Here is a 24,326-nt window from a genome sequence, read left to right on the forward strand (position 1 = left end):
TCGGGTGGTGCTCACCCCCGCTCAGATCACCACGTTCGACGACACTCCGCCCCCGCCGGGCCTCTCCCCGTGGGTGGGGGAGCGGGAGCAGCCACGCGCCATCGCGATCGTCGAACCGGATGCCGCCTGGCCGGCGACCTTCGCCGCGGTGCGCGACCGCATCGTCGCGGTCCTGGGGGAACGCGCCCTCGTCGTCGACCACGTGGGCTCCACTGCGGTTCCCGGCTTGGCCGCCAAACCCGTGATCGACATCGACCTCACTGTCGCCGACACCGACGACGAGGACGCCTACGTCCCAGCCCTCGAGGCGCTCGGCTTCGTGCTCCGCGTACGCGAGCCGTGGTGGCTCGGTCACCGCTGTCTGGTCTCGGCGGAGCCCGCCGTGAATCTGCACGTGTGGCCTCCCGACAGCCCAGAGGCCGCGCGGCACCGTATCTTCCGCGACTGGCTGCGCGTCGACGAGACGGATCGGGAGCGCTACGCCGACGTCAAGCGCGCGGTCGCGGCCGACGGTCTGATGAGCGCCTACAACGCGCGCAAGGAGGGCGTGATCCGCGAGATCTACGCGCGCGCCTTCGCCGCAGCCGGCCTTCTGCCCTGACGCTCCGGGCGTCCGGGATCGCGACGGCCACGGTGCAGGAGCCCCTGGCCCTCACCCGCGCGAAGCGGCGACGCCGGCCCGACCTCCGCGAGATCTCCTGCGTCGCGTCACGCCGCGTGCGTCAGCGGTGCCACGCGGGCGGGTGGGGGAGGGGACCGCGACGGTCCTCGAGCTGCGCGGCGAGCGACAGCAGCGTCGCTTCGCCCCCGGGCCGGCCGACGAGCTGCACCGATACGGGGTGCCCCTCGGTATCCGTGGTGACCGGAATCGTGACCGCGGGCAGACCCGCGACGTTGACGAAGCTGGAGTACGGCGCGTACTCGACCTGCATCGCGAAGGTGCGCTCGGGGCGGTGCCCGGCGTAGGACCCGACCGGTTGAGGAGACTGCGCGAGCGCCGGGGTGAGCACGGCGTCGAAGGCCGAGAAGTCGGCGATGGTGCGCCGTTCGAAGGCCCGGGCGGCCGCGAGCCCGCCGAGCAGCTCGAGGGCAGACAGGCGACGCCCCTCCTCCACGAGCCACGCGGTGAGCGGCTCGACGAGCTCGGCGTCGGCACCGCTCAACGGGATGCGCGCGGCGCTCGCACGCCAGAGCACGCGGAAGAGCTCCGCATAGCCGAACGGATGCCAGTCGGCATCCGTCACGGCGTGACCGGCGTCGTCGAGCCAGGCGATGGTCGTGTCGAAGGCGGCGCGGGCGTCGGTGTCGAGGACGATGTGCTCGTCGTCATCCCACGGCGAAACGGTCGTCACGCCGAGGCGCAGCCGACCGGGGTCGCGTCGCGCGGCGTCGACGAAGGGGCCCGACCCGGGCGCGGCGGTCGCGTACGAGAACGGGCCGAGGCCGACGAGGGCGTCGAGCAGGAGGCCCGCGTCCTCCGCCGAGCGCGCGATCGGTCCGGTGACCGAGAGGCCGTCGGGGGAGTCGAAACCCGAGCCGATCGGCAGCCGCCCGCGCGAGGGTTTCAGCCCCACCACGCCCACGGTCGCGGAGGGGATGCGGATCGAGCCGCCGCCGTCCGAACCGACGGCCGCGGGAAGGAGCCCCGCGGCGACGGCCACCGCCGCTCCACCGCTCGATCCGCCCGCGCCCGCGGTGGGGCGCCACGGGTCACGCGCCGGGTCGTGGATCAGCGGTTCGGTGAAGCCGGTGAGGCCGAATTCCGACGTGCTGGTCTTGCCGACGTTGATCGCTCCGGCGGCGTCGAGCGCCGCCGCGAGGGGATCGGATGCCGTGGGCAGGTGATCGGCCCGCGAGCGCGAGCCGTAGCGCGTGGGCACTCCGGCCCGGGCGACGAGGTCTTTGTCGGCCAGGGGAACGCCCCACAGCGACCCCTCGGCCGGTCGGGAGAGATCGGCGGCCCGCCGGAGCGCGGCATCCGGAGTCACCTCGACGAACGCGCCGAGACCGCGGTGGCGGTCGATGCGGTCGAGATAGTGGCTCGTCAGATCAGTGGGCGAGAGGTCGCCGCTGCGCAGTCCGTCGATCTGGGCCACCAGTGAGAGGTCGTGCAGACGGGGCATCGTCCGAGCCTACGGCCCCGCGACGGAGTGGGGGAGAGCCCCCGGAGCGGTCAGATCCAGTACTCCGGCGTGGTCAACAGCGCGCGGGTGTCTTCGCCGCTGCGGCGCGTGCGCGCCTTGGCCGGGACACCGACCAGCACGCTGTCGGCCGGCGCATCGCGGGTCACCACGGCGTTCGCCCCCACGACCGAGCGCGCACCGAGGGTGATGGGCCCCAGGATCTTGGCTCCCGCGCCCACGGCGACCCCGTCGTGCAGGGTCGGATGCCGCTTGCCGCCCTCGCGCTGCCGACCGCCGAGCGTGACGCCGTGGTACAGCATGACGTCGTCGCCCACCTCCGCTGTCTCGCCCACGACGACACCCATGCCGTGGTCGATGAAGAAGCGCCGACCGATCGTCGCTCCCGGATGGATCTCGACGCCGGTCAGCCAGCGGGTCACCTGCGACAGGGCCCGTGCCGGGAAGCGCAGCCCCCGTCGCCAGAGCCGGTTCGCGATGCGGTACGACCACACGGCGTGGAGGCCGGGGTACAGGAGGGCGATCTCGAGACCGCCGCGCGCCGCGGGATCGCGGAGCTTGGCCGAGGAGATGTCTTCGCGGAGGCGGGAGAGGACCCCCACGTCAGTCTTCGCGCAGGTGCTCGTAGAGCGCGGTCGAGAGGTAGCGCTCGCCGTACGAGGGGATGATCACGACGATGTTCTTGCCGGCGGCCTCGGGGCGCCGCGCGACCTCGAGCGCCGCCCAGATGGCGGCACCCGACGACATGCCGACCAGGATGCCGTCTTTCGCGGCCGTCTCGCGCGCCAGGCGGATCGCGTCGTCGAACTCGACGTCGATGACCTCGTCGATGATGTCGCGATCGAGGATCGCGGGCACGAAGTTCGGACCGATGCCCTGGATCTTGTGGGGCCCCGGGTGGCCCTTGGTCAGCACGGGGGAGTCGGCCGGCTCGACGGCGACGATCTTGACGTCGGGGTTGCGCTCCTTCAGCACCTGTCCGACACCCGTGATCGTTCCGCCGGTGCCGATGCCGGCGACTAAGTAGTCGACCTTGCCGTCGGTGTCGCGCAGGATCTCCTCCGCGGTCGTCTTGCGGTGGATCGCCGGGTTGGCCTCGTTCTCGAACTGGCGGGCCCACACCGCGCCCGGCGTCTCGGCCACGATGCGCTTGGCCTCGTCGACCGCGTGCGACATGCCCTTGGTGGGGTCGGTCAGCACGAGCTCGGCACCGAACGCCTTCAGCAGGATGCGGCGCTCCTTCGACATCGAGGCGGGCATCGTCAGGATGACCTTGTAGCCGCGCGCGGCGCCGACCATCGCCAGGGCGATGCCGGTGTTGCCGCTCGTCGACTCGACGAGCGTCCCGCCGGGCTTCAATTCGCCCGACGCCTCCGCCGCGTCGACGATCGCGATGCCCAGGCGGTCCTTGACGCTGGAGGCGGGGTTGTAGAACTCGAGCTTCGCGAGGATCTGCCCCCCGGCGCCCTCCGCCACGCGGTTCAGCCGCACGAGCGGCGTGTCGCCGAATGCAGAGGTGATGTCGGAGTGGATGCCGGGCATGGCTCGCCTTTCGCCGTCGGTCGGGACGCGATCATTTTAGGCGAGCCCCCAGACACGGCGGCCCGTGTGACGCCGCTTGACGACACGGCCCGCACCGGCGTGTGCGTCGGGCGCACGCTCGCCCCGGGCGGGCACCGCGCCCGAGTAGGCTGGGCTCCCGTCATGCCTGAGACCGTCACGCCCCCCGCCCCCCTCGCCGCCTCGGTCGCCGACGTCGTCCGCGAGACCGTCGCCCGCCTCCGCGGCGCGGGCGTCGCCGACCCCCAGGTGGATGCCGAACTGCTCATCGCCCACGTGACGGATTCCTCGCGGGGCGGCGTGCAGGCCGCGGCGATCCGCGGAGACCGCATGCCCAAGTCGGCATCCCTCGCCCTCGCGCCCCTCGTCGACCGCCGCTGCGCGCGCGAGCCCCTGCAACACCTCACCGGACGCGCCCCCTTCCGGTCGATGGAACTCGCCGTCGGCCCCGGCGTCTTCGTCCCGCGCCCCGAGACCGAGATGGTCGCCCAGCTCGCGATCGACGCTCTCCGGGCCGTCGTCGCCGACGCCCCCATCGCCGTCGACCTCGGAACGGGCAGCGGTGCGATCGCGCTCTCGATGGCGACCGAGGTGCCGCACGCGCGGGTCTTCGCCGCGGAGAACAGCGTCGACGCCTTCATCTGGACCAAGCAGAACCACGCCCTCATCGGCGCCGACAATCTCACCCTCGCGTTCATCGACCTCGCCCACGCCTTCCCCGAGCTGGATGGGACGGTCTCGGTCGTGGCATCCAACCCGCCCTACGTGCCCGACGACGCCATCCCGCGCGATCCCGAGGTGCGCCTGTTCGACCCGCCCGCCGCCCTCTACGGCGGGCCCGACGGCCTGGACACCGTTCGGGTGCTGAGCCGGGTGGGCCTGCGACTCGCCCATCCCGGCGGCACGATCGTGATCGAGCACGGGGAGTGGCAGGGGGAGGCGATCCGCGGGATCCTCACCGCCGACGGGTGGCGCTCGGCCTCCACCCATCCCGACCTCACGACGCGCGACCGCGCCACCACCGCGATCCGTCCCTGACGCGTCGCGTGACAGCGCATCGCGCACGGCGCGACTAGACTGGCGCACGACATGTCACCCGTCTACGACTGCCGTGACGAGTCGCAGCTGCTGTCCGGGATGCGCCACGCGCGTCAGGCGATCGGCCGAGGCGAACTCGTCGTGCTCCCCACCGACACCGTCTACGGAATCGCCGCCGACGCGTTCAACACGCGCGCCGTCGCGGGGCTCCTCGAAGCGAAGGGGCGCGGCCGACAGCAGCCCCCGCCCGTCCTGGTCGCGGGCGTGAGCACGCTGCGCGCCCTGGTCGCGGAGATCCCTCCCGCGGTCGACGACCTGGTCCGCGAGTTCTGGCCCGGCGGCCTCACGATCGTGCTTCCCGCGCAGCCCTCGCTCTCGTGGGACCTCGGTGACACGCACGGCACGGTCGCGGTGCGCATGCCGGCGCAGAAGCTCACCCTCGAACTGCTCGAGGAGACCGGCCCCCTCGCGGTGTCGAGCGCCAACCTGACCGGGATGCCCGCCGCCGTCGACATCGACGCCGCGCGCGACATGCTCGGCGACAGCGTCTCCGCCTACCTCGACGCCGGAGTCAGCGAGACGGGGGTCGCCTCGACCATCGTCGACGCCACGCTGCTCGTCGGCGGGGCCGAGCCCGTGGTGCGCGTCCTCCGTGAGGGTGCCGTCTCGCGCGAACGCCTGCGCGAGGTGCTCGGCGATCTGCTCGAGCCCGACCCGGTTGACCGCGACGCCCCGACCCCGGCGGACGCGCCCTCCGGCGCAGCCCCGGATGACGAGGCTCCGGGTCCGTGACCCAGTACCTCCTCACCATCCTCTTCACGGCGGCGGTCACGCTCGCGCTGTCGTGGGTGGTGTGGAAGCTCGCCCTGCGCTTCAAGCTGTATCCCGGCATCCGGGATCGCGATGTGCACAAGACGCCCACGCCCCGCCTGGGCGGAGTGGCGATGTTCCTCGGGGTGGTCGCGGCCTTCGCCCTGTCGAGCCGGAATCCCTACTTCTCGATCTTCTGGACCGATCCGGTCCCCGTGCTCTCGCTCCTGGGTGCGGTCCTGCTCATCGTGCTGGTCGGAGTGGCCGACGACCTGTGGGACCTCGACTGGATGATCAAGCTCGGCGCGCAGTTCGTCGCTGCGGGGATCATCGCCTGGTTCGGGCAGCTGCAGATCCTCTCGCTCCCCATCGGTGCGTTGACGGTCGGCTCGAGCTGGGTGAGCTTCCTGCTCACCGTGTTCGCGCTCGTCGTCGTGATGAACGCCGTGAACTTCATCGACGGGCTCAACGGCCTCGTCGCCGGGGTCTGCCTCATCGCCAACGGCGTCTTCTTCGCCTACTCCTATCTGCTGGTGCGCGACACCGGAGCCAGCACGTACTTCAACCTCGCCTCGTTCATCGCGGCGGTCCTGGTCGGCGCCTGCCTCGGCTTCCTGCCGATGAACTGGACGCCCGCCAAGCTCTTCATGGGCGACGCCGGTGCCCTCATGCTCGGCCTGCTGATGGCGAGCTCGGCCGTCGCCATCACGGGACAGCTCGACCCGGCGGTGCTCGACCCCGAGAAGATTGGTCGCTCGCAGCTCCTGGGTGCGTTCATCCCGATCCTCCTGCCCGTCGTCATCGTTCTGCTGCCGCTGCTGGACTTCGGTCTCGCGGTCGCGCGGCGGCAGTGGGCCGGCCGGTCGCCCTTCTCTCCCGACCGCAAGCACCTCCACCACCGCATGCTCGACATGGGCCACACCGACCGGGATGCCGTCCTGATCTTCTACAGCTGGACCGCGGTGGTGAGCCTCGCGTTCCTGCTCATGTACATCGGCACCCAGCAGAGCTGGCCCGGCGACTACGCCATCGGGATCGCCTTCGGCGTGACCGGTGTCATCGCCTGCGCCGTCCTGACCCTCCTTCCCTCATCGCACCGTCTGCGACGGCTCTCCCGTCGCGTCCGCCCCACCCGACCGGAGTCCCCCTCATGAGCAGCGTCTCTCCCGCCCCCCGCAGCCCCCTGTCCAGTACCCCGGTGCTGCGCACCGCATTGGTGTGGGGCGGCATCGTCACCGCCGTGCTCCTGGTGATCGGCGCGGTGGCGGGCTTCGCGGTCGGGGGAGCCGGCGGACTGGGCAGCGCCCTCTCGGGCGTCGCGGTGAGCGCGTTCTTCCTGGCGGTGACGGCGATCAGCATCCTGGTGGCCAACCGGTGGTACGGCGACCCGCTCTACGTGCCCATCTTCTTCGGGATCGTGCTGGGCGGGTGGCTGCTGAAGCTCGTGCTCTTTATCGTCGCGATCGTCGTGCTGCGCGGACAGGGATGGGTCGATCCGGTCGTGTTCTACGTCGCACTGGTGGTGAGCGTCATCGCGTCGCTCGCGGTCGACGTCGTGGTCCTGCTGCGCCTGCGCATCCCCAGCGTGAGCGACGTGACCCTGCCGACCGACCCCGACGCGGGCGACCGTCGAGCCTGACGGCCCCATAACCCACCCGGCCGCCGCTTCGCGCGCGATACTCCGGCGGCGAGAGGTTCACCCGCCCCGGACTCATGGATCCGCCGGGAGTTTGATAGGGTTACATAAGTACCCACCCGCGACGAGAACTCTTCTCCACGTCTGCACTTCGGGTACGATCACCGACCATCGTCGCAACGGTTCACACCGATGCCCCGAAGCTGGAGCCAGCGCTGACTACTCAAGCTGCGACCCTGATCACGAACTTCGCGTCCGCGGGTGCGGAATTCCACCCGCCCTCGATCTCCGAGTTCTTCCCCGACGCGGTCATCACCTTCCCGGGGCTTTATATTTTCGGCGCGCCGTTCGAGATCACCCGGATCAACCTGGTCCAGTTCCTCGCGACCGCGGTCCTCGTGATCCTGCTGATCGTCGGCACCCGTCGCATGAAGGTCGTTCCCGGCCGCTTCCAGAGCGTCGTCGAGATGGGCCTGGACTTCGTCCGCGTGAACATCGCGGAAGACATCCTGGGCCGCAAGGACGGCAAGCGGTTCCTGCCGATCCTCACCACGATCTTCTTCATGGTGCTGTTCATGAACATCACGGGTGTCATCCCCGGTCTGAACATCGCCGGAACGAGCGTCATCGCCGTGCCCATGCTGCTCGCGATCGTCGCCTACGTGACCTTCATCTACGCGGGCATCAAGAAGAGCCCCGGCGGCTTCTTCAAGAACGCGCTGCTGCCCTCGGGCGTGCCGTGGCCGCTGTACATCATCATCGTCCCGCTCGAGTTCCTCTCGACCTTCATCATCCGCCCCGTCACCCTGACGCTGCGACTTCTGATGAACATGGTCGTCGGGCACCTCATGCTGGTGCTGTTCTTCTCGGCGACGCAGTTCTTCGTGTTCGGCCTGAGCGGCGGATGGATCGCCCTCGGCGCCGGCTCGCTCGCCTTCGGCCTCGCCTTCACCCTGTTCGAAATCTTCGTCGCCTTCCTCCAGGCGTACGTCTTCGCGATCCTCACCGCGGTCTACATCCAGCTCGCGGTCGCAGAAGAGCACTGAGCGGCCCGGCGCACGCCGAGCCACCCAACCGAAAGGAAAAAACCCGTGGACGCAACTACGGTTCTCGCCCAGGTCACCGGTAACGTCGCCACGATCGGCTACGGCCTCGCGGCCATCGGCCCCGCCATCGGCGTGGGCATCGTCGTCGGCAAGACGATCGAGGGCGTCGCCCGTCAGCCCGAGCTCGCGGGCCGCCTGCAGGTCCTGATGTTCATCGGTATCGCCTTCACTGAGGCGCTCGCCTTCATCGGTATCGCGACCGGCTTCATCTTCACCTGATCCGGCCGCTCTCGACTCACTGTAAGGAGACAGGATGCTGAACGCTCTTGTCACACTCGCCGCGGAGCCCGCGGGGGAGGAAGCGCAGAACCCGCTGCTTCCGGCTACGTACGACATCGTCTGGTCGTTGGTGTGCTTCATCATCATCGCCGTCGTGGTGTGGCGCGTCGCTCTGCCTCGCATGGCGAAGCTGCTCGACGAGCGCAGTGCTGCCATCGAGGGCAACATCGCCAAGGCCGACGAGGCCCAGCGACAGGCCGAGGCCGCTCTCGAGGAGTACACCGCGCAGCTCGCCGAGGCGCGCCGCGAAGCCGGTGAGATCCGCGAGTCCGCCACCCAGGACGGTCGCAAGATCGTCGCCGAGGCCAAGGAGACGGCCGCGTCGGAGGCAGCTCGCATCACCGCCAGCGCCCACGCCCAGATCGAGGCCGAGCGTCAGACGGCCCTCGTGCAGCTGCGCTCCGAGGTCGGTACCCTCGCGGTCGACCTCGCCGGCAACGTGATCGGTGAGACCCTGTCGGACGACGCGCGCGCCAACGCCGTCGTCGACCGCTTCCTCGCCGAGCTCGAGGCTTCCGAGAAGGCGGCCAAGTAATGGGCAGCGCGACCACTCAGGCCCGGACCGCGACGTCGGAGGCCCTGGCCTCCGCGTCGGGTGTCGATCTCGACGTCGCGCGCGAGCTGTTCGCTGCCGTGGCCGCCGTGAGCGGATCGGCGCAGCTGAGCGGCGCGCTGTCCGACTCGTCGGTGCCGGCGGACGCTCGGGCGGGACTCGTCTCCGCCGTGTTCGGTCCGTCGTACCGGCCTGCCACGGTGGGGCTGCTCTCGAGCGCCTCCCAGCAGCGCTGGTCCAGCGCCGCGCAGTTCGTCGAGGGACTCGAGGAGCTCGCCGTGCGGGCCACCGCTGTCGCCGAGACCGGTGACATCGAGGCCGAGCTCTTCTCGTTCTCGCGGACGGTCGCCTCGAACGGCGAGCTCGAACTCGCGCTGGGCGGTCGCCTCGGCGACGCGTCGGCGAAGGGCACGCTCGTCTCGACCCTTCTCGACGGGCGTGCGAGCGCCGGTACCGCGTTGATCGTGTCGTCGCTCGTCGAGCACGCACGCGGTCGTCGGGTGCGCGCACTGCTCCGCCGCGCGGAGAGCATCGTGGCCGACCAGCGCTCGCGCATCGTGGCCACCGTCTCCGCCGCGGCACCGCTGAGCGCCGACCAGCAGACCCGTCTGCAGAACGCTCTCAGCGCACGTTACGGCTCGGCTGTCACGCTGAACACCGTGATCGACCCCACCGTTCTCGGTGGTCTGCGCGTGCAGGTCGCCGACGATGTCATCGACGCGAGCGTGTCCGCACGTCTCGCCGACCTCCGCCAGCGGATCGCCGGCTGAAGACTTTCCGCCCGAGCGGGCGTGATCTTGGGGGCCGAGGGCCCCACGAACGAAGGAAGACAATGGCAGATCTCTCTATCAGCCCCGACGTCATTCGTGACGCGCTGAAGGACTTCGTCACCGCCTACGAGCCCACCGGCGCCGCGGCGACCGAGGTCGGCGCCGTCGTCGACGCGGCCGATGGCATCGCTCACGTCGAGGGCCTTCCCGGCGTCATGGCCAACGAGCTCATCCGCTTCGCGGACGGCACGCTCGGCCTCGCCCAGAACCTCGACGAGAACGAGGTCGGTGTCGTCGTGCTCGGCGAGTTCTCCGGCATCGAAGAGGGCCAGAGCGTCACCCGTACGGGCGAGGTGCTCTCGGTCGGCGTCGGCGACGGCTACCTGGGTCGCGTCGTCGACCCGCTCGGAAACCCGATCGACGGTCTCGGCGAGATCGCGACCGAGGGTCGCCGCGCGCTCGAGCTGCAGGCGCCCGGCGTCATGCAGCGCAAGAGCGTGCACGAGCCCCTGCAGACCGGGATCAAGGCCATCGACGCCATGATCCCCGTCGGCCGCGGCCAGCGCCAGCTCATCATCGGCGACCGCCAGACCGGTAAGACGGCCATCGCGATCGATACGATCATCAACCAGAAGGCCAACTGGGAGTCCGGCGACGTCAACAAGCAGGTGCGTTGCATCTACGTCGCCATCGGTCAGAAGGGCTCGACCATCGCTTCGGTGAAGGGCGCCCTCGAGGACGCCGGTGCGATGGAGTACACCACCATCGTCGCGGCCCCCGCGTCCGACCCCGCCGGCTTCAAGTACCTCGCCCCTTACACCGGTTCGGCTATCGGCCAGCACTGGATGTACGGCGGCAAGCACGTCCTGATCATCTTCGACGACCTGTCGAAGCAGGCCGAGGCCTACCGCGCCGTGTCGCTCCTGCTGCGTCGCCCGCCGGGCCGCGAGGCGTACCCCGGTGACGTGTTCTACCTGCACTCGCGTCTGCTCGAGCGTTGCGCGAAGCTGTCCGACGAGCTCGGCGCCGGATCGATGACGGGCCTGCCGATCATCGAGACCAAGGCCAACGACGTCTCGGCGTACATCCCGACCAATGTGATCTCGATCACCGACGGCCAGATCTTCCTGCAGTCCGATCTCTTCAACGCCAACCAGCGCCCCGCGGTCGACGTGGGTATCTCGGTCTCGCGCGTCGGTGGTGACGCTCAGGTCAAGTCGATCAAGAAGGTCTCCGGAACGCTGAAGCTCGAGCTCGCGCAGTACCGTTCGCTCGAAGCGTTCGCCATGTTCGCGAGCGACCTCGACGCGGCCTCGCGTCGTCAGCTCGCCCGTGGTGCGCGCCTGACCGAGCTGCTCAAGCAGCCGCAGTACTCGCCGTACCCCGTCGAGGAGCAGGTCGTGTCGATCTGGGCCGGTACCAACGGCAAGCTCGACACGGTCGAGGTCTCCGATGTGCTGCGCTTCGAGCGCGAACTGCTCGACTACCTGCGCCGCAACTCGACCGTGCTCGACACGCTGCGCGAGACGAACGTGCTCGGTGACGACACGCTCGCCGAGCTCGAGCAGAAGATCGACGCGTTCGCGAAGGAATTCCAGCCCGGCAAGGACCAGAGCGTCGTCGGCGCCGAGAAGGTCGACGCGGCCGAGGCGGAAGACGTCAACCAGGAGCGGATCGTCAAGGGCCGTCGCTGACAGCGACGACACGAGAACGTAAATCATGGGCGCACAACTGCGGGTCTACAAGCAGAAGATCAGTTCTGCTCAGACGACCAAGAAGATCACCAAGGCGATGGAGCTCATCGCGGCCTCGCGCATCCAGAAGGCGATGGCGCGTGTGCGCGCGGCGTCTCCCTTCGCGCGGGCCGTCACGAGCGCCGTCTCGGCGGTGGCCACGCACTCCTCGGTCGACCACCCTCTGACGACCGAGCGCGAGAACATCCGTCGGTCGGCCGTCGTCATCTTCACGTCCGACCGCGGTCTCGCGGGCGCGTTCAACTCGCAGATCCTCCGTGAGGGTCTCGAGCTGGCCGAGCTCCTGCGATCGCAGGGTAAGGAGGTCGTCTACTACCTGGTCGGGCGCAAGGCCGTCGGATACTTCCAGTTCCGTCGCATGCCGAGCGTCGCGCAGTGGGTGGGCGACACCGACACCCCGCAGTTCTCCACCGCGGAGGAGATCTCGGATGCCGTGATCGAGGCGTACCGCGCGGGCGGCGAGAACGAGGGCGGCGTCGACGAGATCCACCTCGTGTACAACCGCTTCGTCAGCATGATGACGCAGTCGCCGGAGTCCGTGCGCCTGCTCCCGCTCGAAGTGCTCGAGGCCGACGAGGCACCCGCGCAGTCCGAGGTCTACCCGCTCTACGAGTTCGAGCCGGACGCCGAGACCGTTCTCGACGCGCTCCTGCCGACGTACGTCCAGAGCCGCATCTTCAACGCCCTGCTGCAGTCGTCGGCCGCCAAGCACGCCGCGACCCAGAAGGCCATGAAGTCGGCCAGCGACAACGCCGACAAGCTCATCACCGACTACACCCGCCTGCGCAACAACGCGCGCCAGGCGGAGATCACGCAGCAGATCGCCGAGATCGTCGGCGGCGCCGATGCCCTGGCATCCGGCAAGTAAGTTCCCAAGGAGAGAAGAAGCCATGAGCCTCACCGCCGAGAAGACCGACGCGGCCGTCGTCGGACGCGTCGCGCGCGTCACCGGCCCGGTCGTCGACATCGAGTTCCCGCATGACGCGATCCCCGAGATCTACAACGCGCTGAAGACCACGATCACCATCGGTGACGAGTCGACCGAGATCACCCTCGAGGTCGCTCAGCACCTCGGTGACGACCTCGTCCGCGCCATCGCCCTCAAGCCCACCGACGGCATCGTCCGCGGTCAGGACGTGCGCGACACCGGCGGCCCCATCTCGGTGCCCGTCGGCGACGTGACCAAGGGCAAGGTGTTCGACGTCACCGGTGAGGTGCTGAACGCCGCTCCCGGCGAGACCATCGAGGTCACCGAGCGCTGGGGCATCCACCGCAAGGCGCCCAGCTTCGACCAGCTCGAGTCCAAGACCGAGATGTTCGAGACCGGCATCAAGTCGATCGACCTCCTGACCCCCTACGTGCAGGGTGGGAAGATCGGCCTCTTCGGTGGCGCGGGCGTCGGCAAGACGGTCCTCATCCAGGAGATGATCCAGCGCGTGGCGCAGGACCACGGTGGTGTGTCGGTGTTCGCCGGTGTCGGCGAGCGCACCCGTGAGGGCAACGACCTCATCGGCGAGATGGAGGAGGCGGGCGTCTTCGACAAGACCGCCCTCGTGTTCGGCCAGATGGACGAGCCGCCGGGGACGCGTCTTCGCGTCGCCCTGTCGGCCCTGACGATGGCGGAGTACTTCCGCGACGTGCAGAAGCAGGACGTGCTGTTGTTCATCGACAACATCTTCCGCTTCACGCAGGCCGGTTCCGAGGTCTCGACGCTGCTGGGCCGCATGCCCTCGGCCGTGGGATACCAGCCGAACCTCGCCGACGAGATGGGTGTGCTCCAGGAGCGCATCACCTCGACCCGCGGTCACTCGATCACGTCGCTCCAGGCCATCTACGTGCCCGCCGACGACTACACCGACCCGGCTCCCGCGACGACGTTCGCGCACCTCGACGCCACGACCGAGCTCTCGCGTGAGATCGCGTCGAAGGGTCTGTACCCGGCCATCGACCCGCTGACGTCGACCAGCCGCATCCTCGACCCGCGCTACATCGGTGCCGACCACTACCGCGTCGCCACCAACGTCAAGCAGATCCTCCAGAAGAACAAGGAACTGCAGGAGATCATCGCCATCCTCGGTGTCGACGAGCTCTCCGAGGAAGACAAGATCGTCGTGTCGCGTGCACGCCGCATCCAGCAGTTCCTCTCACAGAACACCTACATGGCCAAGAAGTTCACCGGTGTCGAGGGCTCCACGGTCCCGATCAAGGAGACCATCGAGTCGTTCGACGCGATCGTCAAGGGTGACTTCGACCACGTCGCCGAGCAGGCGTTCTTCAACGTCGGCGGCATCTCCGACGTCGAGGCCAAGTGGGCGCAGATCCAGAAGGAGAACGGCTGACATGTCGTTGCGCGTGAGCCTGGTGTCGGCGGACGCCGAGGTGTGGACGGGGGAGGCCTCGCTCGTCGTGGCCAAGACCGTCGAGGGTGAGATCGGTTTCATGCAGGGGCATGAGCCGGTGCTCGCGATCCTCGCCCAGGGCGAGGTTCGCATCACCCGAACCGACGGCACGAAGATCCTGGCCAACGCCGAGGACGGCTTCCTCTCGATGGCGAACGACGAGCTCACGATCGTCGCCGGGAACGCAGCCCTCGTCTCCTGACACCGCTTCATCGCTGACGCGCGTCGCCCGATTCCGGGCGGCGCGCGTCGCCTTTTCCCGGAGAACCCATGCTCGTCCTGTTGCCGCCATCCGAGACCAAGAAGCCGGGCGGTGACGGTGCCCCGTTGTCACTCGCATCGCTGTGGGCGCCGTCGCTCCTCCCGCAGCGCGAGGCCGTGGTCGACGCGCTCGTCGCGCTGAGCGCCGACGAGGAGACGGCGGCACGCGTGCTCAAGCTGAGCGCGAAGCGCCGGCACGAGATCGCCGACAACGCCGCTCTGCGATCCGCCCCGACCATGGCCGCGGTCGACCGCTATACCGGCGTCCTCTACGACGCACTGAATGCCGGCAGCCTCGACGACGACGCCCGCGGCTGGCTCGCGGAGCATGTCGTCATCCATTCGGCACCTCTCGGTCCGGTGGCGGCGCTCGATGGCATCCCGGCCTATCGTCTGGCGGCGGGCACGTCGATTCCCGCGCTGCCGGCGCTCCGTCGCGTGTGGGCCGACGCGGTCACCGAAGCACTGGCGGGCACCGGGGCATCGTTCGTCCTCGATCTGCGCTCAGAGGCCTATGCGGCGCTCGGGCCCGTCCCCGCCACGGTGTCGTCGGCGTACGTGCGAGTGGTCACCGAGGGGGAGGGAGGGGCCGTTCGCGCGCTCAACCATTTCAACAAGCACGCCAAGGGCGAGCTGGTGCGCGCGATGGCGACGAGCGGTGCCGAGGTGTCCGGTGCGGAGGAGTTCCTGCGCTGGGCGAACGGCAACGGATGGGTGGTCCGCCCCTCGCGTGAAAGCGAGCTGCTCCTAGCAGTGTGAGACGTTCCGCGAGCGGGGGATGTCAGCGAACACTCAGGTTCGCTACCATGACTCCCGCGGGAGACACCCGCCGGTTCGCGTGATCGCGTGAGCCGCTCGAGAGGATCGACGTGAACATCATCAATCTCGCTTACTCCGACTACGGGACGACCAGTGCCGGCGAGGCGGCATTCCTGGCCGTCGCCTACCTCTTCGTGTTCCTGTTCGCCATCGCCGGGTACCTCATCAGCTCCTTCCTGCTGATGAAGGTCTTCGAAAAGGCCGGCGTGCAGGGCAAGTGGCGCGCGTGGGTCCCGGTCTACAACTACCTCGTCTACGCCAAGCTGGGCGACTTCTCGCCGTGGGTTCTGCTCGGTCTCGCCGTGGCCTCGGCCATTCCGATCCTGAACTTCCTCGCCGGTATCGCGATCGTCGTCGCGCTGATCATGATCTCGTACCGCGTGGCCGCCAAGTTCGGTCGCGACTGGCCCATCCTGCTGCTGTTCATCCTCGGCCCCCTCGGTCAGTGGATCTTCCTCGGCATCCTGGGCTTCAGCAGCAACCGCTGGAACCCCGCAGCCGCCTCGCCGTCGCCGTGGGGCTCGTCCTTCCTCGCCGACAAGACGTTCTGGAACGGCATCCCTGCGCAGCCCGCGCAGAACGTGCAGGGCCAGAACGGCGGGGGATACAGTGCTCCCGTCGCCCCGCCCGCGCAGGGTTACGCCCCGCCGGCGGCTCCCGGGTACACCCCGCCGCAGACGCCGCCCGCTTCGGGCAGCACGCCGCCGCCGCCGGCGCCCCCGGCCGGTCCGCAGGTCTGATCTCCGACGGGATCGTCGAGGGGCTCTCCGCTTCGAGCGGGGAGCCCCTCTTGCGTCGCGGGGATAGCGTGGGAGTATGACCCCCATAGATCTGCCCCTTCGTCCCGTCGGCCGCTCGGGACTGCGGGTGTCCGCCGTCGGTCTCGGGTGCAACAATTTCGGTCGCGCGGGCACGCCGACCGAGACGCTCGAGGGAACGCGACAGGTCCTCGACGCCGCCCTCGACGCGGGGGTGACGTTCCTCGACACGGCCGACATCTACGGCCGCTCCTTCGGGATGTCGGAAACGCTCATGGGTGAAGCCCTCGAGGGCCGCCGGGATCGGGTCGTGCTCGCGACCAAGTTCGGTCACACCGACTTCGCCCCGGCCGTGGTCGGGGGCGCGAAAGGCTCGCGAGCCCACATCCGGCGGGCGGTCGAGGAGTCGCTCCGACGTCTGCGCACCGACTGGATCGACCTGTACCAGCTGCACACGCCCGACGCCGAGACCCCCATCGACGAGACGCTCGATGCCCTCGCGGACCTCGTTCGCGAGGGCAAGGTCCGCTACATCGGGCACTCGAACTTCTCGGGGTGGCAGATCGCCGAAGCGGATGCCGCGGCCTCCGGGGTACGGTTCGTGTCGGCGCAGAACCAGTACAGCCTCCTCGCGCGCGCCGCGGAGCGGGAGGTCCTGCCGGCCGCCGAACACTTCGGCCTCGGCTTCCTCCCCTTCTTCCCCCTGCACAACGGCCTGCTCACCGGGAAGTTCACGCGCGAGGGCGGCCCCGACGACAGCCGCATCATGCGCCAGCGCCCGCACCTCTGGCGCGATGCGCCGTGGGACGCCCTCGAGCGATACCAGGGCTTCTGCGACGAGCGCGGCATCTCGATGCTCGAGGCCACCTTCGGATGGTTCCTGGCGAACCCGCTCGTCTCCAGTGTGATCGCCGGAGCCACGAGCGCGGCCCAGGTGCGATCGAACGCCGCCGCTGCCACGGCGTGGTCGCCGAGTGTCGACGATCTCGCCGAGATCGACGGCATCCTGGGGCTGCCGGCCGACCCGGCGGCGGGATGAACGCGGCGCATCCGTGCCGTCGCTGCGGCGCGTCCGCGGACGGCATGCGCGTGTCGACTAGGATGACAGGGCCGCGCGGTTCCGCCGGCGCAGCTGTCGGCCAACCGGAGGATCGTTCGTGCCCGAGGTGACCACCCACACGCGTACCGTCCCGCTCGGCGACGGATCCCTCGATCTGCGGTGGGCGGCGAGCACCGACACGGGACGTCGCCGCGAGGTCAATCAAGACGCGTTCCTCGCCGAATACCCCCTCTTCGTCGTCGCCGACGGCATGGGCGGTCACCTCGGCGGCGAGATCGCCAGCGCGAGCACCGTCGACCGTCTGCGCACCGTCGTCGACTCGGGCTCCGTGTCGACGAAGAACATCGAGAAGGCCCTGTCGCGCGCGGTGAAGGACATCATCGCGCACCCCGAGACGACCGACGAGGGCACGGGAACCACCCTCACCGGGCTCTACCTCGAGACGCACACCGACGAGCCGCACTGGGTCACCCTCAACATCGGGGACTCCCGCGTGTATCTGCTGCGCGACGAGGAGATCGTTCAGGTGACGACCGATCACTCCGTGGTCCAGGAGCTCATCGCCGCGGGGCGCCTCAGCCCCGAAGAGGCGGAGAACCACCCGTACGGAAACGTCATCACGCGCGCCGTCGGACCCAGCGACAGTGTGAAGCCCGACTACCTGCGCCTCGACGTGCTCGACGGCGACCGGTTCGTCGTCTGCTCCGACGGGCTGACGAAAGAACTCACCGATTTCGGCATCCGGCACTTCCTCGCCGCGAACCCCGACCCCGCTGCGGCGGTGGACGCGATGATGGCGGCCGCGCTCGAGAACGGTGGGCGCGACAACGTCACCATCGTCGTACTCGACGTCGCGCGCCGCTCCGCCTGAGAATCTCCTCTTGACCGCGGCTGACGCGGATTCTACGTTCGGCATATGACCTCCGCACCCGAACGGACGGCCGGTAAGGGCCTCGCCTCCGGAACGCTGGGCCTGTGGGGCTCGACCGTGATCGGTCTGGCATCCACCGCCCCCGTCTATTCCCTCGTCGCCACCCTCGGTTTCGTCGTCCTGGCGGTCGGCGCGCAAGCGCCCATCGCTTTCGTCATCGCGTTCGTGCCGATGCTGTTCATCGCTTTCGCGTACCGCGAGCTGAACAACGAGATCCCGGACTGCGGAACCACCTTCACGTGGGGGACCAAGGCCTTCGGCCCGTGGATCGGGTGGATGGGCGGCTGGGGCGTGGCCGTGGCCGGCATGGTCGTGCTTGCCAACCTCTCGCAGATCGCCGGCATCTACCTGTGGTCGCTCATCGGCGACGGCTCGCTCGCCGAGAACGTGCCGCTCGTGACCGCGACGGGTGTCGCCTTCATCGCCGCGATGACCTACATCAGCTACCGGGGCGTCGAGATCGGCGAGCGGATCCAGAACATCCTGTTGGGCGTGCAGTACCTCGTGCTCGTGCTGTTCGTGGTGCTCGCCCTGTGGAAGTTCTTCGACGGCACGGCACCGAACCCCACTCCCTTCGATTTCGCGTGGTTCAACCCGCTCGGCTTCACCGACTGGAGCGGATTCACCGAGGCGGTGCTGCTGGCGCTGTTCATCTACTGGGGGTGGGACACCTGCCTCGCGCTCAACGAGGAGACGAAGGACCCCAAGCGCATCCCCGGTCGCGCCGCGCTGCTGACCACCGTCATCCTGCTCGGCACCTACGTGACGGTGACCGTCGCCGCGATGATGTACGCCGGAGTGGGGGAGGACGGCGCGGGCCTGGCCAACCCCGAGAACGCGGATGACGTGTTCCTGGCATTGAAGGACGGCCTGTTCGGACCGTTCGGGTGGGTGCTCATCGTCGCCGTGCTCATCTCGGCGGTGTCGTCGACGCAGACGACCATCCTGCCCACCGCCCGCGGCACGCTCGCGATGGCGGCCTACAAGGCACTGCCGGCGCGGTTCCGCTCCGTGCACCCCCGCTACAAGACGCCGTCGTTCTCGACCCTGGTGATGGGGATCGTCGCCAGCGTCTACTACGTGGGGATGACGCTCATCAGCGACAACATCCTGCAGGACTCGATCCTGTCGCTGGGTCTGGCGATCGCGTTCTACTACGCCATGACGGGGTACGCCTGCGTCTGGTACTACCGCCGCGAGCTCTTATCGTCGGGGAAGAACCTCGTGTACCGCGGCATCCTGCCGCTGCTCGGGGCGCTCATGCTGACGTACGCCTTCGTCCAGTCGGCCATCGACATGTACGACCCCGAGTACGGCTACACGGTGCTGCTGGGCGTCGGCGGCACGTTCGTCGTGGGCATCGGAGCCCTCGCCGTCGGCGTGGTGCTCATGGTGGTGTGGTTCGCGTTCCCGGGCTCGAAGCCGTTCTTCCGCGGCGAGAGCCTGAACCGCGAGACCGAGGTGCTCGTGCCCGACGAGCCGATCGCCTACCCGCGGTCGGTCGACGGCGGCATCTGAGGCGCGGCGCCCGGTCGTACGGGCAACGCGAGGCCCGCGCGGGCGAGGAGCGCGCCGAGGACGTCGGGTGCGCCGACGGTCAGACCACGGCGCGGATCGAGCCGACGACGGCTCCGCCACCCGACACCGTGAGGGGCAGCAGGGCGAGCGTTTCGTCGACGGCCTCGGCGGTGAGGGCCCCGGCACGCTCGAGCAGGCGCAGGGCGACCGCCCACCCTGCGCGGTTGGAGCCGTCGAGCATTTTCAGGGCCACGGTCGTGCCGTCGGGTGCCGTCATGACCTGGACGCCCTCGGCGCCCATCTTCGAGAAGACGCCGAGGCGTTCGATCACGATCGTGTCGGGACGGCCGGGGCCGTCGATGGTCCACGGGTGCTCCTTGACGGCACGGACGAGAGCACCCGCGCTGCGGTGGAGGGCGAAGGGCGAACGCTCCGACGAGGTGGCGATGCGCTGGATGGCCCGCGCGAGACCGACCAGACTCATCGCGTAGACGGGGGCGCCGCAGCCGTCGATCGCCGTCGTCGTCATGCGCTCGCCGACGAGACGCTCGAGCACCTCGCGGATGTGCACCTGCAGGGGGTGCTGCGGGTCGAGGTAGTCGGCCGTCGACCAGCCGTTGGCCACGCACGTGAGCAGCATCGCCGCGTGCTTGCCCGAGCAGTTCATGCGCAGCGGGGAGGGGGCGCCGTGATCGCGCACGAGCTCGTCGCGTGACGCGGTGTCGGTGGGCCAGGCGGCGGGGCAGCCCAGGTCGTCTTCGGTGAGCCCGGCGGACTGCAGGATGTCGCGTGCCAGCTCGGCGTGACGGTCGGTGCCGCAGTGGCTCGCCATGGAGATCGCGAGGCGCTCGCCCGCGAGGTCCGCTCCGGCGGACAGGCACGCGAGGGCCTGCAGGGGCTTCATGCTCGAGCGGGGGAGGAACGCCGCCGACGCGTCGCCCAGGGTGAGCTTCTCGGTGCCGTCGGGAGCGAGGACGACGGCGACGCCGACGTGGCGTGATTCGACGAAGCCGTTGCGGTCGACGACGGCGAGTTCGACGGAGGCGGGAGGCGTGGTGGGCATCCCTTCATCGTATCCCGCCACCCTCGCCCCGCCCCGGGCGGGCGGCCCGTGCGAGTCGCCAGGATTCGTCGCTCACGGGGCTCCCGAAGCGACGGATTTCGGCGACTCACGCGTGGGGACGGGGCAGACTGGGGGCATGTACGGAGAGCACCACTACCGCCTGCGCTCGACCTGGACCGGAGACCGGGGAACCGGCACGAGCGGATACCGCGACTACGACCGGTCCGTCACCGTCGAGGTCGACGGCAAGCCCGCGATCGCGGCATCCGCCGACACCCCCTTCCGAGGCGACCCGGCGAAGTGGAACCCCGAGGAGCTGCTGCTGGCCGCGCTCAGCGAATGCCACCTGCTGTCGTACCTGCACGCGTGCGTCACGACCGGAGTGGTCGTCACCTCGTACGAGGATGACGCCGCGGGGACGATGAAGGAGGACGGCAACAGCGGGGGCGCGTTCACCGAGGTGGTGCTGCGACCGCGCGTGACGGTCGCCGAGGAGGCGATGATCGAAGCCGCCACCGCCGCCCATCGACAGGCGCGCGAGTGGTGCTTCATCGCCAACTCGGTCAATTTCCCCGTGCGGCACGAACCGGTGATCACCGTCGGCTGAGCGGCGACGCGGACGGGGGCCCGGCGTCTCGTCGTACAGTGAGCGCATGCAGCTCGAACCCGCCCTGCGCCGACTCGACCGGATCGCCGGAGGTCGCCAGGCCGATCACCGTGTCGCGGCCTCCGACGATCCGAGAGTCCGGCGGGCGTTCCGCGCGATGACGGTGCTGCTCGCCGTCGGATTCGTGCTCGGGGTCGCGACGGTCGTCGTCGCCCTGTGGATGAGCTCGACCGGCCAGGACGTCGGATTCGCGGTGTGGATGCGGTGTCTGGTCGTGCTGGGCATCACCACGACCCTCTTCTACTTCCTGTGGCGTGCTCACGCGGGGTGGTACTGGGCCTTCCGACGCCTGCAGCTGTTCAGCCGCATCTTCCCCGTGGTGGCCCTCGTCCTGGCGGCCATCCCCGGGCTGTATCCGTTCTGGGTGGTCACGGAGCAGATCCTCTTCGCGCTGCTGCTCATCGGGGTGTCGGACTACCTGCAGTCCGACGCGATGCGCGCGGCGTATCCCAAGCCCCGGCGCTGAGCGCTCGGCATCCGGATGCCGGTGGCCCGGCCGGCGTGAGGGGGACCGGTCCCTTCGACAAGCTCAGGGACCTGCGGGCTGTGGGCTCGGGGACCTGCGGGGTGTGGGCTCGGGGGCGGCGGGGTGCGGGCTCGAGCACCTGCGGGGTGCGGGCTAGGGGACCGGCGGTGCGTGGGGTCGGGAGGCCGCGGGTGCGGGCGGGGACGACGGAACCCCGCCGGCGCGGGGCCGACGGGGTTCCGTTCGTGAGGCGTGGGATCAGCGCACGTCGTCGTCGATCCAGTCCATCGACTTGGTGACGGCCTTCTTCCACAGGCGCAGTTCGCGCTCGCGCTCGTCGGAGTCCATGTCGGGCTCCCAGCGCTTGTCTTCCTGCCAGTTGGCGCGCAGGTCGTCGAGGTTGTCCCAGAATCCGACCGCCAGGCCCGCGGCGTACGCGGCGCCGAGCGCGGTCGTCTCGGCGACGACCGGGCGGACGACCGGGACGCCCAGGATGTCGGCCTGGAACTGCATGAGCTCGTCGTTGGCGGTCATGCCGCCGTCGACCTTGAGCTCGGTCAGGTCGACGCCGGAGTCGGCGTTGACGGCCTCGAGCACCTCGCGGGTCTGGAAGGCCGTGGCCTCCAGCGCCGCGCGGGCGATGTGGCCCTTGTTGACGAAGCGCGTCATGCCGACGATCGCACCGCGGGCGTCGGGACGCCAGTACGGCGCGAACAGGCCCGAGAACGCGGGGACGAAGTACACCCCGCCGTTGTCGTCGACCGTGCGGGCCAGGGCCTCGACCTCGGGGGCCGAGGAGATGATGCCGAGCTGGTCGCGCAGCCACTGGATGAGCGAGCCGGTCACGGCGATCGATCCCTCGAGCGCGTAGTGCGCGGGCTGGTCGCCGAGCTTGTACCCGAGCGTGGTGAGCAGACCGTTCTTCGAGCGGACGATCTCCTCGCCCGTCTGGAAGATGAGGAAGTTGCCGGTGCCGTAGGTGTTCTTGCTCTCGCCCGGGTCGAAGGCGGCCTGGCCGAAGGTCGCGGCCTGCTGGTCGCCCAGGATGCCGGCGATCGGGGTCTCGCGCAGCAGCGACGACGACTCGACGGCGCCGTAGACCTCGGACGAGGAGCGGATCTCGGGCATCATCGAGCGCGGCACGCCGAAGTCGGAGAGGATGTCGTCGCGCCACTCGAGGGTCTCGAGGTCCATGAACAGCGTGCGGCTGGCGTTGGTGACGTCGGTCGCGTGCACGCCGCCGTCGATGCCGCCGGTCAGGTTCCACAGCACCCAGGTGTCGGTCGTGCCGAAGATGAGGTCGCCGGCGTCGGCCTTCTCGCGGGCCCCGTCGACGTTCTCGAGGATCCAGACGATCTTCGTGCCCGAGAAGTAGGTCGCCAGCGGCAGGCCCACGATGCTCTTGTAGCGCTCGGGGTCACCGTCGGCGAGGCGGTCGACGATCGACTGCGTGCGGGTGTCCTGCCACACGATCGCGTTGTAGACGGGCTTGCCCGTGTTCTTGTCCCAGACCACCGCGGTCTCGCGCTGGTTGGTGATGCCGACGGCGGCGATGTCGTGGCGGGTGATGTCGGCGCGGCTGAGGGCCAGGCCGATCACCTCCTGGGTGTTGCGCCAGATCTCGAGCGGGTCGTGCTCGACCCACCCCGCGCGGGGGAAGATCTGCTCGTGCTCCTTCTGTCCGACGGAGACGACGCTCCCGGACTTGTCGAAGATCATCGCGCGCGTCGAGGTCGTGCCCTGGTCGATGGCGAGGACGTAGTCGGCCATGGAGGACTCCTTTGTCTGGTTCGGTGAATGTCTTGTTCGGTGAACGGGTGAAGAGGGAAGAGGAGGCGGGGGCGTCGGAGGACGCCCCCGCGACGGGCTCAGTTGCCGAGGCTGAGGAGCACGGGGGCCAGCAGGCCCGCGAGCAGACCACCGACGAGCGGGCCGGCGACCGGGACCCACGCGTAGCCCCAGTCGCTGGAGCCCTTGCCCTTGATGGGCAGGATGGCGTGGGCGATGCGGGGGCCGAGGTCACGGGCCGGGTTGATCGCGTAGCCGGTGGGACCACCGAGCGAGGCGCCGATACCGACCACGAGCAGGGCCACCGGGACCGCGGCGAGACCGCCGATGCCACCGGGGACGCCGATGTCGGCCACGCCGTAATCGCTGAAGCCGAAGATGACGAAGACCAGCACGAAGGTCGCGATGACCTCGGTGAGGAAGTTGAAGCCGTAGGAGCGGATCGCGGGGCCGGTCGAGAACACGCCCAGCTTGTTGGCGGGGTCGGGCTCGTCGTCGAAGTGCTGCTTGTACGACGCCCACGCGAGCACCGCACCGATGATGGCACCGACGAGCTGGGCGGCCACGGCCACGAGGAATTGGACGAAACCGATCTTGCCCGCGACGAGCAGACCGATCGAGACGGCGGGGTTCAGCTGCGCACCGGAGTAGGCGGAGACGATCACACCGGCGAACACGGCGAGGCCCCACCCCCAGTTCACCATCAGGAAGCCACCGGCGTTGCCCTTGGTCTTGGCCAGGGCCACGTTGGCGACCACGCCACAGCCCAGCAGGATGAGCATCGCGGTGCCGACCACCTCCGAGAGGAAGTACAGCCCCAGGTTCACTTCTTGCATGTCGTCATCGACCTTTCTTCTGTCACCCGGACACCTTCGGCTCGGGTGGTGATGCGGCTCGGTGTTCCGAACCTATGCGCGAGGTGCGGGCGTGCGACAGACGGCACGCCCGC

26 protein-coding genes are annotated in these 24,326 nt (G+C 69.4%); 20 read left to right on the forward strand and 6 right to left on the reverse strand.

The features are described from left to right. The first annotated feature begins 7 nt into the window (after positions 1-7). On the forward strand, positions 8-601 hold the full coding sequence (locus Q0818_RS11760) for a GrpB family protein (RefSeq protein ID WP_298874893.1): 594 nt from the start codon (positions 8-10) through the stop codon (positions 599-601). Between the two features lie 121 nt (positions 602-722). Here Q0818_RS11760 and Q0818_RS11765 read toward each other — a convergent pair whose 3' ends face one another. The 3 genes from Q0818_RS11765 to cysK are packed head-to-tail and all read right to left on the reverse strand — an operon-like array spanning position 723 to position 3,683. Next, positions 723-2,123, reverse strand: a complete 1,401-nt coding sequence (locus Q0818_RS11765; RefSeq protein ID WP_298874895.1) for an amidase — start codon at positions 2,121-2,123, stop codon at positions 723-725. Positions 2,124-2,173: 50 nt separating this feature from the next. Continuing rightward, the gene (gene epsC / locus Q0818_RS11770) at positions 2,174-2,743 is read right to left on the reverse strand and encodes a serine O-acetyltransferase EpsC (RefSeq protein ID WP_298874898.1); all 570 of its coding nucleotides are present in this window, start codon (positions 2,741-2,743) and stop codon (positions 2,174-2,176) included. Between the two features lies 1 nt (position 2,744). Then, a complete protein-coding gene (gene cysK / locus Q0818_RS11775) occupies positions 2,745-3,683 on the reverse strand; it encodes a cysteine synthase A (protein WP_298874901.1) in 939 nt (312 codons plus the stop codon). Between the two features lie 162 nt (positions 3,684-3,845). On the opposite strand from cysK, the gene prmC reads away from it, so the two are divergent. The 17 genes from prmC to Q0818_RS11860 all read left to right on the forward strand — a co-directional run bounded on the left by prmC (position 3,846) and on the right by Q0818_RS11860 (position 19,393). Next, positions 3,846-4,739, forward strand: a complete 894-nt coding sequence (gene prmC, locus Q0818_RS11780; RefSeq protein ID WP_298874904.1) for a peptide chain release factor N(5)-glutamine methyltransferase — start codon at positions 3,846-3,848, stop codon at positions 4,737-4,739. Positions 4,740-4,790: 51 nt separating this feature from the next. Beyond that, the gene (locus Q0818_RS11785) at positions 4,791-5,531 is read left to right on the forward strand and encodes an L-threonylcarbamoyladenylate synthase (protein ID WP_298874907.1); all 741 of its coding nucleotides are present in this window, start codon (positions 4,791-4,793) and stop codon (positions 5,529-5,531) included. Beyond that, complete coding sequence (locus Q0818_RS11790; protein WP_298874910.1) at positions 5,528-6,703, forward strand: MraY family glycosyltransferase; 1,176 nt, start codon at positions 5,528-5,530, stop codon at positions 6,701-6,703. The genes Q0818_RS11785 and Q0818_RS11790 overlap by 4 nt, the downstream gene beginning before the upstream one ends. After that, positions 6,700-7,188, forward strand: a complete 489-nt coding sequence (locus Q0818_RS11795; protein ID WP_298874913.1) for a hypothetical protein — start codon at positions 6,700-6,702, stop codon at positions 7,186-7,188. The genes Q0818_RS11790 and Q0818_RS11795 overlap by 4 nt, the downstream gene beginning before the upstream one ends. Before the next feature lie 308 nt (positions 7,189-7,496). Next, positions 7,497-8,231, forward strand: a complete 735-nt coding sequence (gene atpB, locus Q0818_RS11800) for a F0F1 ATP synthase subunit A (RefSeq protein WP_298875758.1) — start codon at positions 7,497-7,499, stop codon at positions 8,229-8,231. 45 nt (positions 8,232-8,276) lie between these two features. After that, positions 8,277-8,510 (forward strand): F0F1 ATP synthase subunit C, encoded by a 234-nt coding sequence (gene atpE, locus Q0818_RS11805; protein ID WP_043360904.1) that lies wholly within the window; start codon positions 8,277-8,279, stop codon positions 8,508-8,510. Between the two features lie 34 nt (positions 8,511-8,544). Beyond that, positions 8,545-9,105, forward strand: coding sequence for a F0F1 ATP synthase subunit B (locus Q0818_RS11810; RefSeq protein WP_298874917.1), 561 nt, complete (start codon positions 8,545-8,547; stop codon positions 9,103-9,105). Further along, positions 9,105-9,893, forward strand: coding sequence for a F0F1 ATP synthase subunit delta (locus tag Q0818_RS11815; protein ID WP_298874919.1), 789 nt, complete (start codon positions 9,105-9,107; stop codon positions 9,891-9,893). Before Q0818_RS11810 ends, Q0818_RS11815 begins: the two co-directional genes overlap by 1 nt. Before the next feature lie 62 nt (positions 9,894-9,955). After that, positions 9,956-11,587, forward strand: coding sequence for a F0F1 ATP synthase subunit alpha (gene atpA / locus Q0818_RS11820; RefSeq protein WP_058232210.1), 1,632 nt, complete (start codon positions 9,956-9,958; stop codon positions 11,585-11,587). 25 nt (positions 11,588-11,612) lie between these two features. Beyond that, entirely contained in the window at positions 11,613-12,515 is a 903-nt protein-coding gene (locus Q0818_RS11825) for a F0F1 ATP synthase subunit gamma (protein WP_298874924.1), read from the forward strand. Between the two features lie 22 nt (positions 12,516-12,537). Continuing rightward, entirely contained in the window at positions 12,538-13,986 is a 1,449-nt protein-coding gene (atpD, locus tag Q0818_RS11830; protein ID WP_298874927.1) for a F0F1 ATP synthase subunit beta, read from the forward strand. 1 nt (position 13,987) lies between these two features. Then, complete coding sequence (locus Q0818_RS11835; protein WP_058232213.1) at positions 13,988-14,248, forward strand: F0F1 ATP synthase subunit epsilon; 261 nt, start codon at positions 13,988-13,990, stop codon at positions 14,246-14,248. A gap of 68 nt (positions 14,249-14,316) precedes the next feature. Continuing rightward, the gene (locus Q0818_RS11840; protein WP_298874933.1) at positions 14,317-15,066 is read left to right on the forward strand and encodes a peroxide stress protein YaaA; all 750 of its coding nucleotides are present in this window, start codon (positions 14,317-14,319) and stop codon (positions 15,064-15,066) included. A gap of 110 nt (positions 15,067-15,176) precedes the next feature. Beyond that, complete coding sequence (locus Q0818_RS11845) at positions 15,177-15,866, forward strand: DUF5684 domain-containing protein (RefSeq protein ID WP_298874936.1); 690 nt, start codon at positions 15,177-15,179, stop codon at positions 15,864-15,866. Positions 15,867-15,942: 76 nt separating this feature from the next. Then, on the forward strand, positions 15,943-16,923 hold the full coding sequence (locus tag Q0818_RS11850; RefSeq protein ID WP_298874940.1) for an aldo/keto reductase: 981 nt from the start codon (positions 15,943-15,945) through the stop codon (positions 16,921-16,923). Between the two features lie 118 nt (positions 16,924-17,041). Next, entirely contained in the window at positions 17,042-17,815 is a 774-nt protein-coding gene (locus Q0818_RS11855; protein WP_298874943.1) for a protein phosphatase 2C domain-containing protein, read from the forward strand. Between the two features lie 45 nt (positions 17,816-17,860). Beyond that, positions 17,861-19,393: an APC family permease gene (locus tag Q0818_RS11860; RefSeq protein ID WP_298874945.1), complete on the forward strand. Its 1,533-nt coding sequence runs from the start codon at positions 17,861-17,863 to the stop codon at positions 19,391-19,393. Between the two features lie 79 nt (positions 19,394-19,472). Here the strand turns inward: Q0818_RS11860 and Q0818_RS11865 are convergent, their stop codons facing one another. Next, positions 19,473-20,456 carry an asparaginase gene (locus Q0818_RS11865; RefSeq protein ID WP_298874948.1) on the reverse strand — a complete coding sequence of 328 codons (984 nt, stop codon included), beginning with the start codon at positions 20,454-20,456 and terminating at the stop codon, positions 19,473-19,475. 136 nt (positions 20,457-20,592) lie between these two features. Between Q0818_RS11865 and Q0818_RS11870 the strand changes: the two genes are divergently transcribed. Further along, positions 20,593-21,063, forward strand: coding sequence for an OsmC family protein (locus Q0818_RS11870; RefSeq protein WP_298874951.1), 471 nt, complete (start codon positions 20,593-20,595; stop codon positions 21,061-21,063). Between the two features lie 46 nt (positions 21,064-21,109). Then, a complete protein-coding gene (locus tag Q0818_RS11875; protein ID WP_298874954.1) occupies positions 21,110-21,589 on the forward strand; it encodes a hypothetical protein in 480 nt (159 codons plus the stop codon). A gap of 258 nt (positions 21,590-21,847) precedes the next feature. Here the strand turns inward: Q0818_RS11875 and glpK are convergent, their stop codons facing one another. Both glpK and Q0818_RS11885 read right to left on the reverse strand, forming a co-directional pair. Further along, complete coding sequence (gene glpK, locus Q0818_RS11880; protein WP_298874957.1) at positions 21,848-23,359, reverse strand: glycerol kinase GlpK; 1,512 nt, start codon at positions 23,357-23,359, stop codon at positions 21,848-21,850. A gap of 98 nt (positions 23,360-23,457) precedes the next feature. Further along, entirely contained in the window at positions 23,458-24,213 is a 756-nt protein-coding gene (locus Q0818_RS11885; RefSeq protein ID WP_298874959.1) for an MIP/aquaporin family protein, read from the reverse strand. Positions 24,214-24,326: the final 113 nt, after the last annotated feature.

The sequence above is a fragment of the uncultured Microbacterium sp. genome (genome assembly GCF_947489255.1).
Lineage (GTDB): Bacteria > Actinomycetota > Actinomycetes > Actinomycetales > Microbacteriaceae > Microbacterium > Microbacterium phycohabitans.

Bases quoted from the DNA above. Each gene is read 5' to 3' on its own strand.
- Q0818_RS11765 (WP_298874895.1), bottom strand. From the start codon at position 2,123: ATGCCCCGTCTGCACGACCTCTCACTGGTGGCCCAGATCGACGGACTG.
- cysK (WP_298874901.1), bottom strand. From the start codon at position 3,683: ATGCCCGGCATCCACTCCGACATCACCTCTGCATTCGGCGACACGCCG.
- prmC (WP_298874904.1), top strand. From the start codon at position 3,846: ATGCCTGAGACCGTCACGCCCCCCGCCCCCCTCGCCGCCTCGGTCGCC.
- Q0818_RS11785 (WP_298874907.1), top strand. From the start codon at position 4,791: ATGTCACCCGTCTACGACTGCCGTGACGAGTCGCAGCTGCTGTCCGGG.
- Q0818_RS11795 (WP_298874913.1), top strand. From the start codon at position 6,700: ATGAGCAGCGTCTCTCCCGCCCCCCGCAGCCCCCTGTCCAGTACCCCG.
- Q0818_RS11810 (WP_298874917.1), top strand. From the start codon at position 8,545: ATGCTGAACGCTCTTGTCACACTCGCCGCGGAGCCCGCGGGGGAGGAA.
- Q0818_RS11815 (WP_298874919.1), top strand. From the start codon at position 9,105: ATGGGCAGCGCGACCACTCAGGCCCGGACCGCGACGTCGGAGGCCCTG.
- atpA (WP_058232210.1), top strand. From the start codon at position 9,956: ATGGCAGATCTCTCTATCAGCCCCGACGTCATTCGTGACGCGCTGAAG.
- Q0818_RS11825 (WP_298874924.1), top strand. From the start codon at position 11,613: ATGGGCGCACAACTGCGGGTCTACAAGCAGAAGATCAGTTCTGCTCAG.
- atpD (WP_298874927.1), top strand. From the start codon at position 12,538: ATGAGCCTCACCGCCGAGAAGACCGACGCGGCCGTCGTCGGACGCGTC.
- Q0818_RS11835 (WP_058232213.1), top strand. From the start codon at position 13,988: ATGTCGTTGCGCGTGAGCCTGGTGTCGGCGGACGCCGAGGTGTGGACG.
- Q0818_RS11840 (WP_298874933.1), top strand. From the start codon at position 14,317: ATGCTCGTCCTGTTGCCGCCATCCGAGACCAAGAAGCCGGGCGGTGAC.
- Q0818_RS11850 (WP_298874940.1), top strand. From the start codon at position 15,943: ATGACCCCCATAGATCTGCCCCTTCGTCCCGTCGGCCGCTCGGGACTG.
- Q0818_RS11860 (WP_298874945.1), top strand. From the start codon at position 17,861: ATGACCTCCGCACCCGAACGGACGGCCGGTAAGGGCCTCGCCTCCGGA.
- Q0818_RS11865 (WP_298874948.1), bottom strand. From the start codon at position 20,456: ATGCCCACCACGCCTCCCGCCTCCGTCGAACTCGCCGTCGTCGACCGC.
- Q0818_RS11870 (WP_298874951.1), top strand. From the start codon at position 20,593: ATGTACGGAGAGCACCACTACCGCCTGCGCTCGACCTGGACCGGAGAC.
- Q0818_RS11875 (WP_298874954.1), top strand. From the start codon at position 21,110: ATGCAGCTCGAACCCGCCCTGCGCCGACTCGACCGGATCGCCGGAGGT.
- glpK (WP_298874957.1), bottom strand. From the start codon at position 23,359: ATGGCCGACTACGTCCTCGCCATCGACCAGGGCACGACCTCGACGCGC.
- Q0818_RS11885 (WP_298874959.1), bottom strand. From the start codon at position 24,213: ATGCAAGAAGTGAACCTGGGGCTGTACTTCCTCTCGGAGGTGGTCGGC.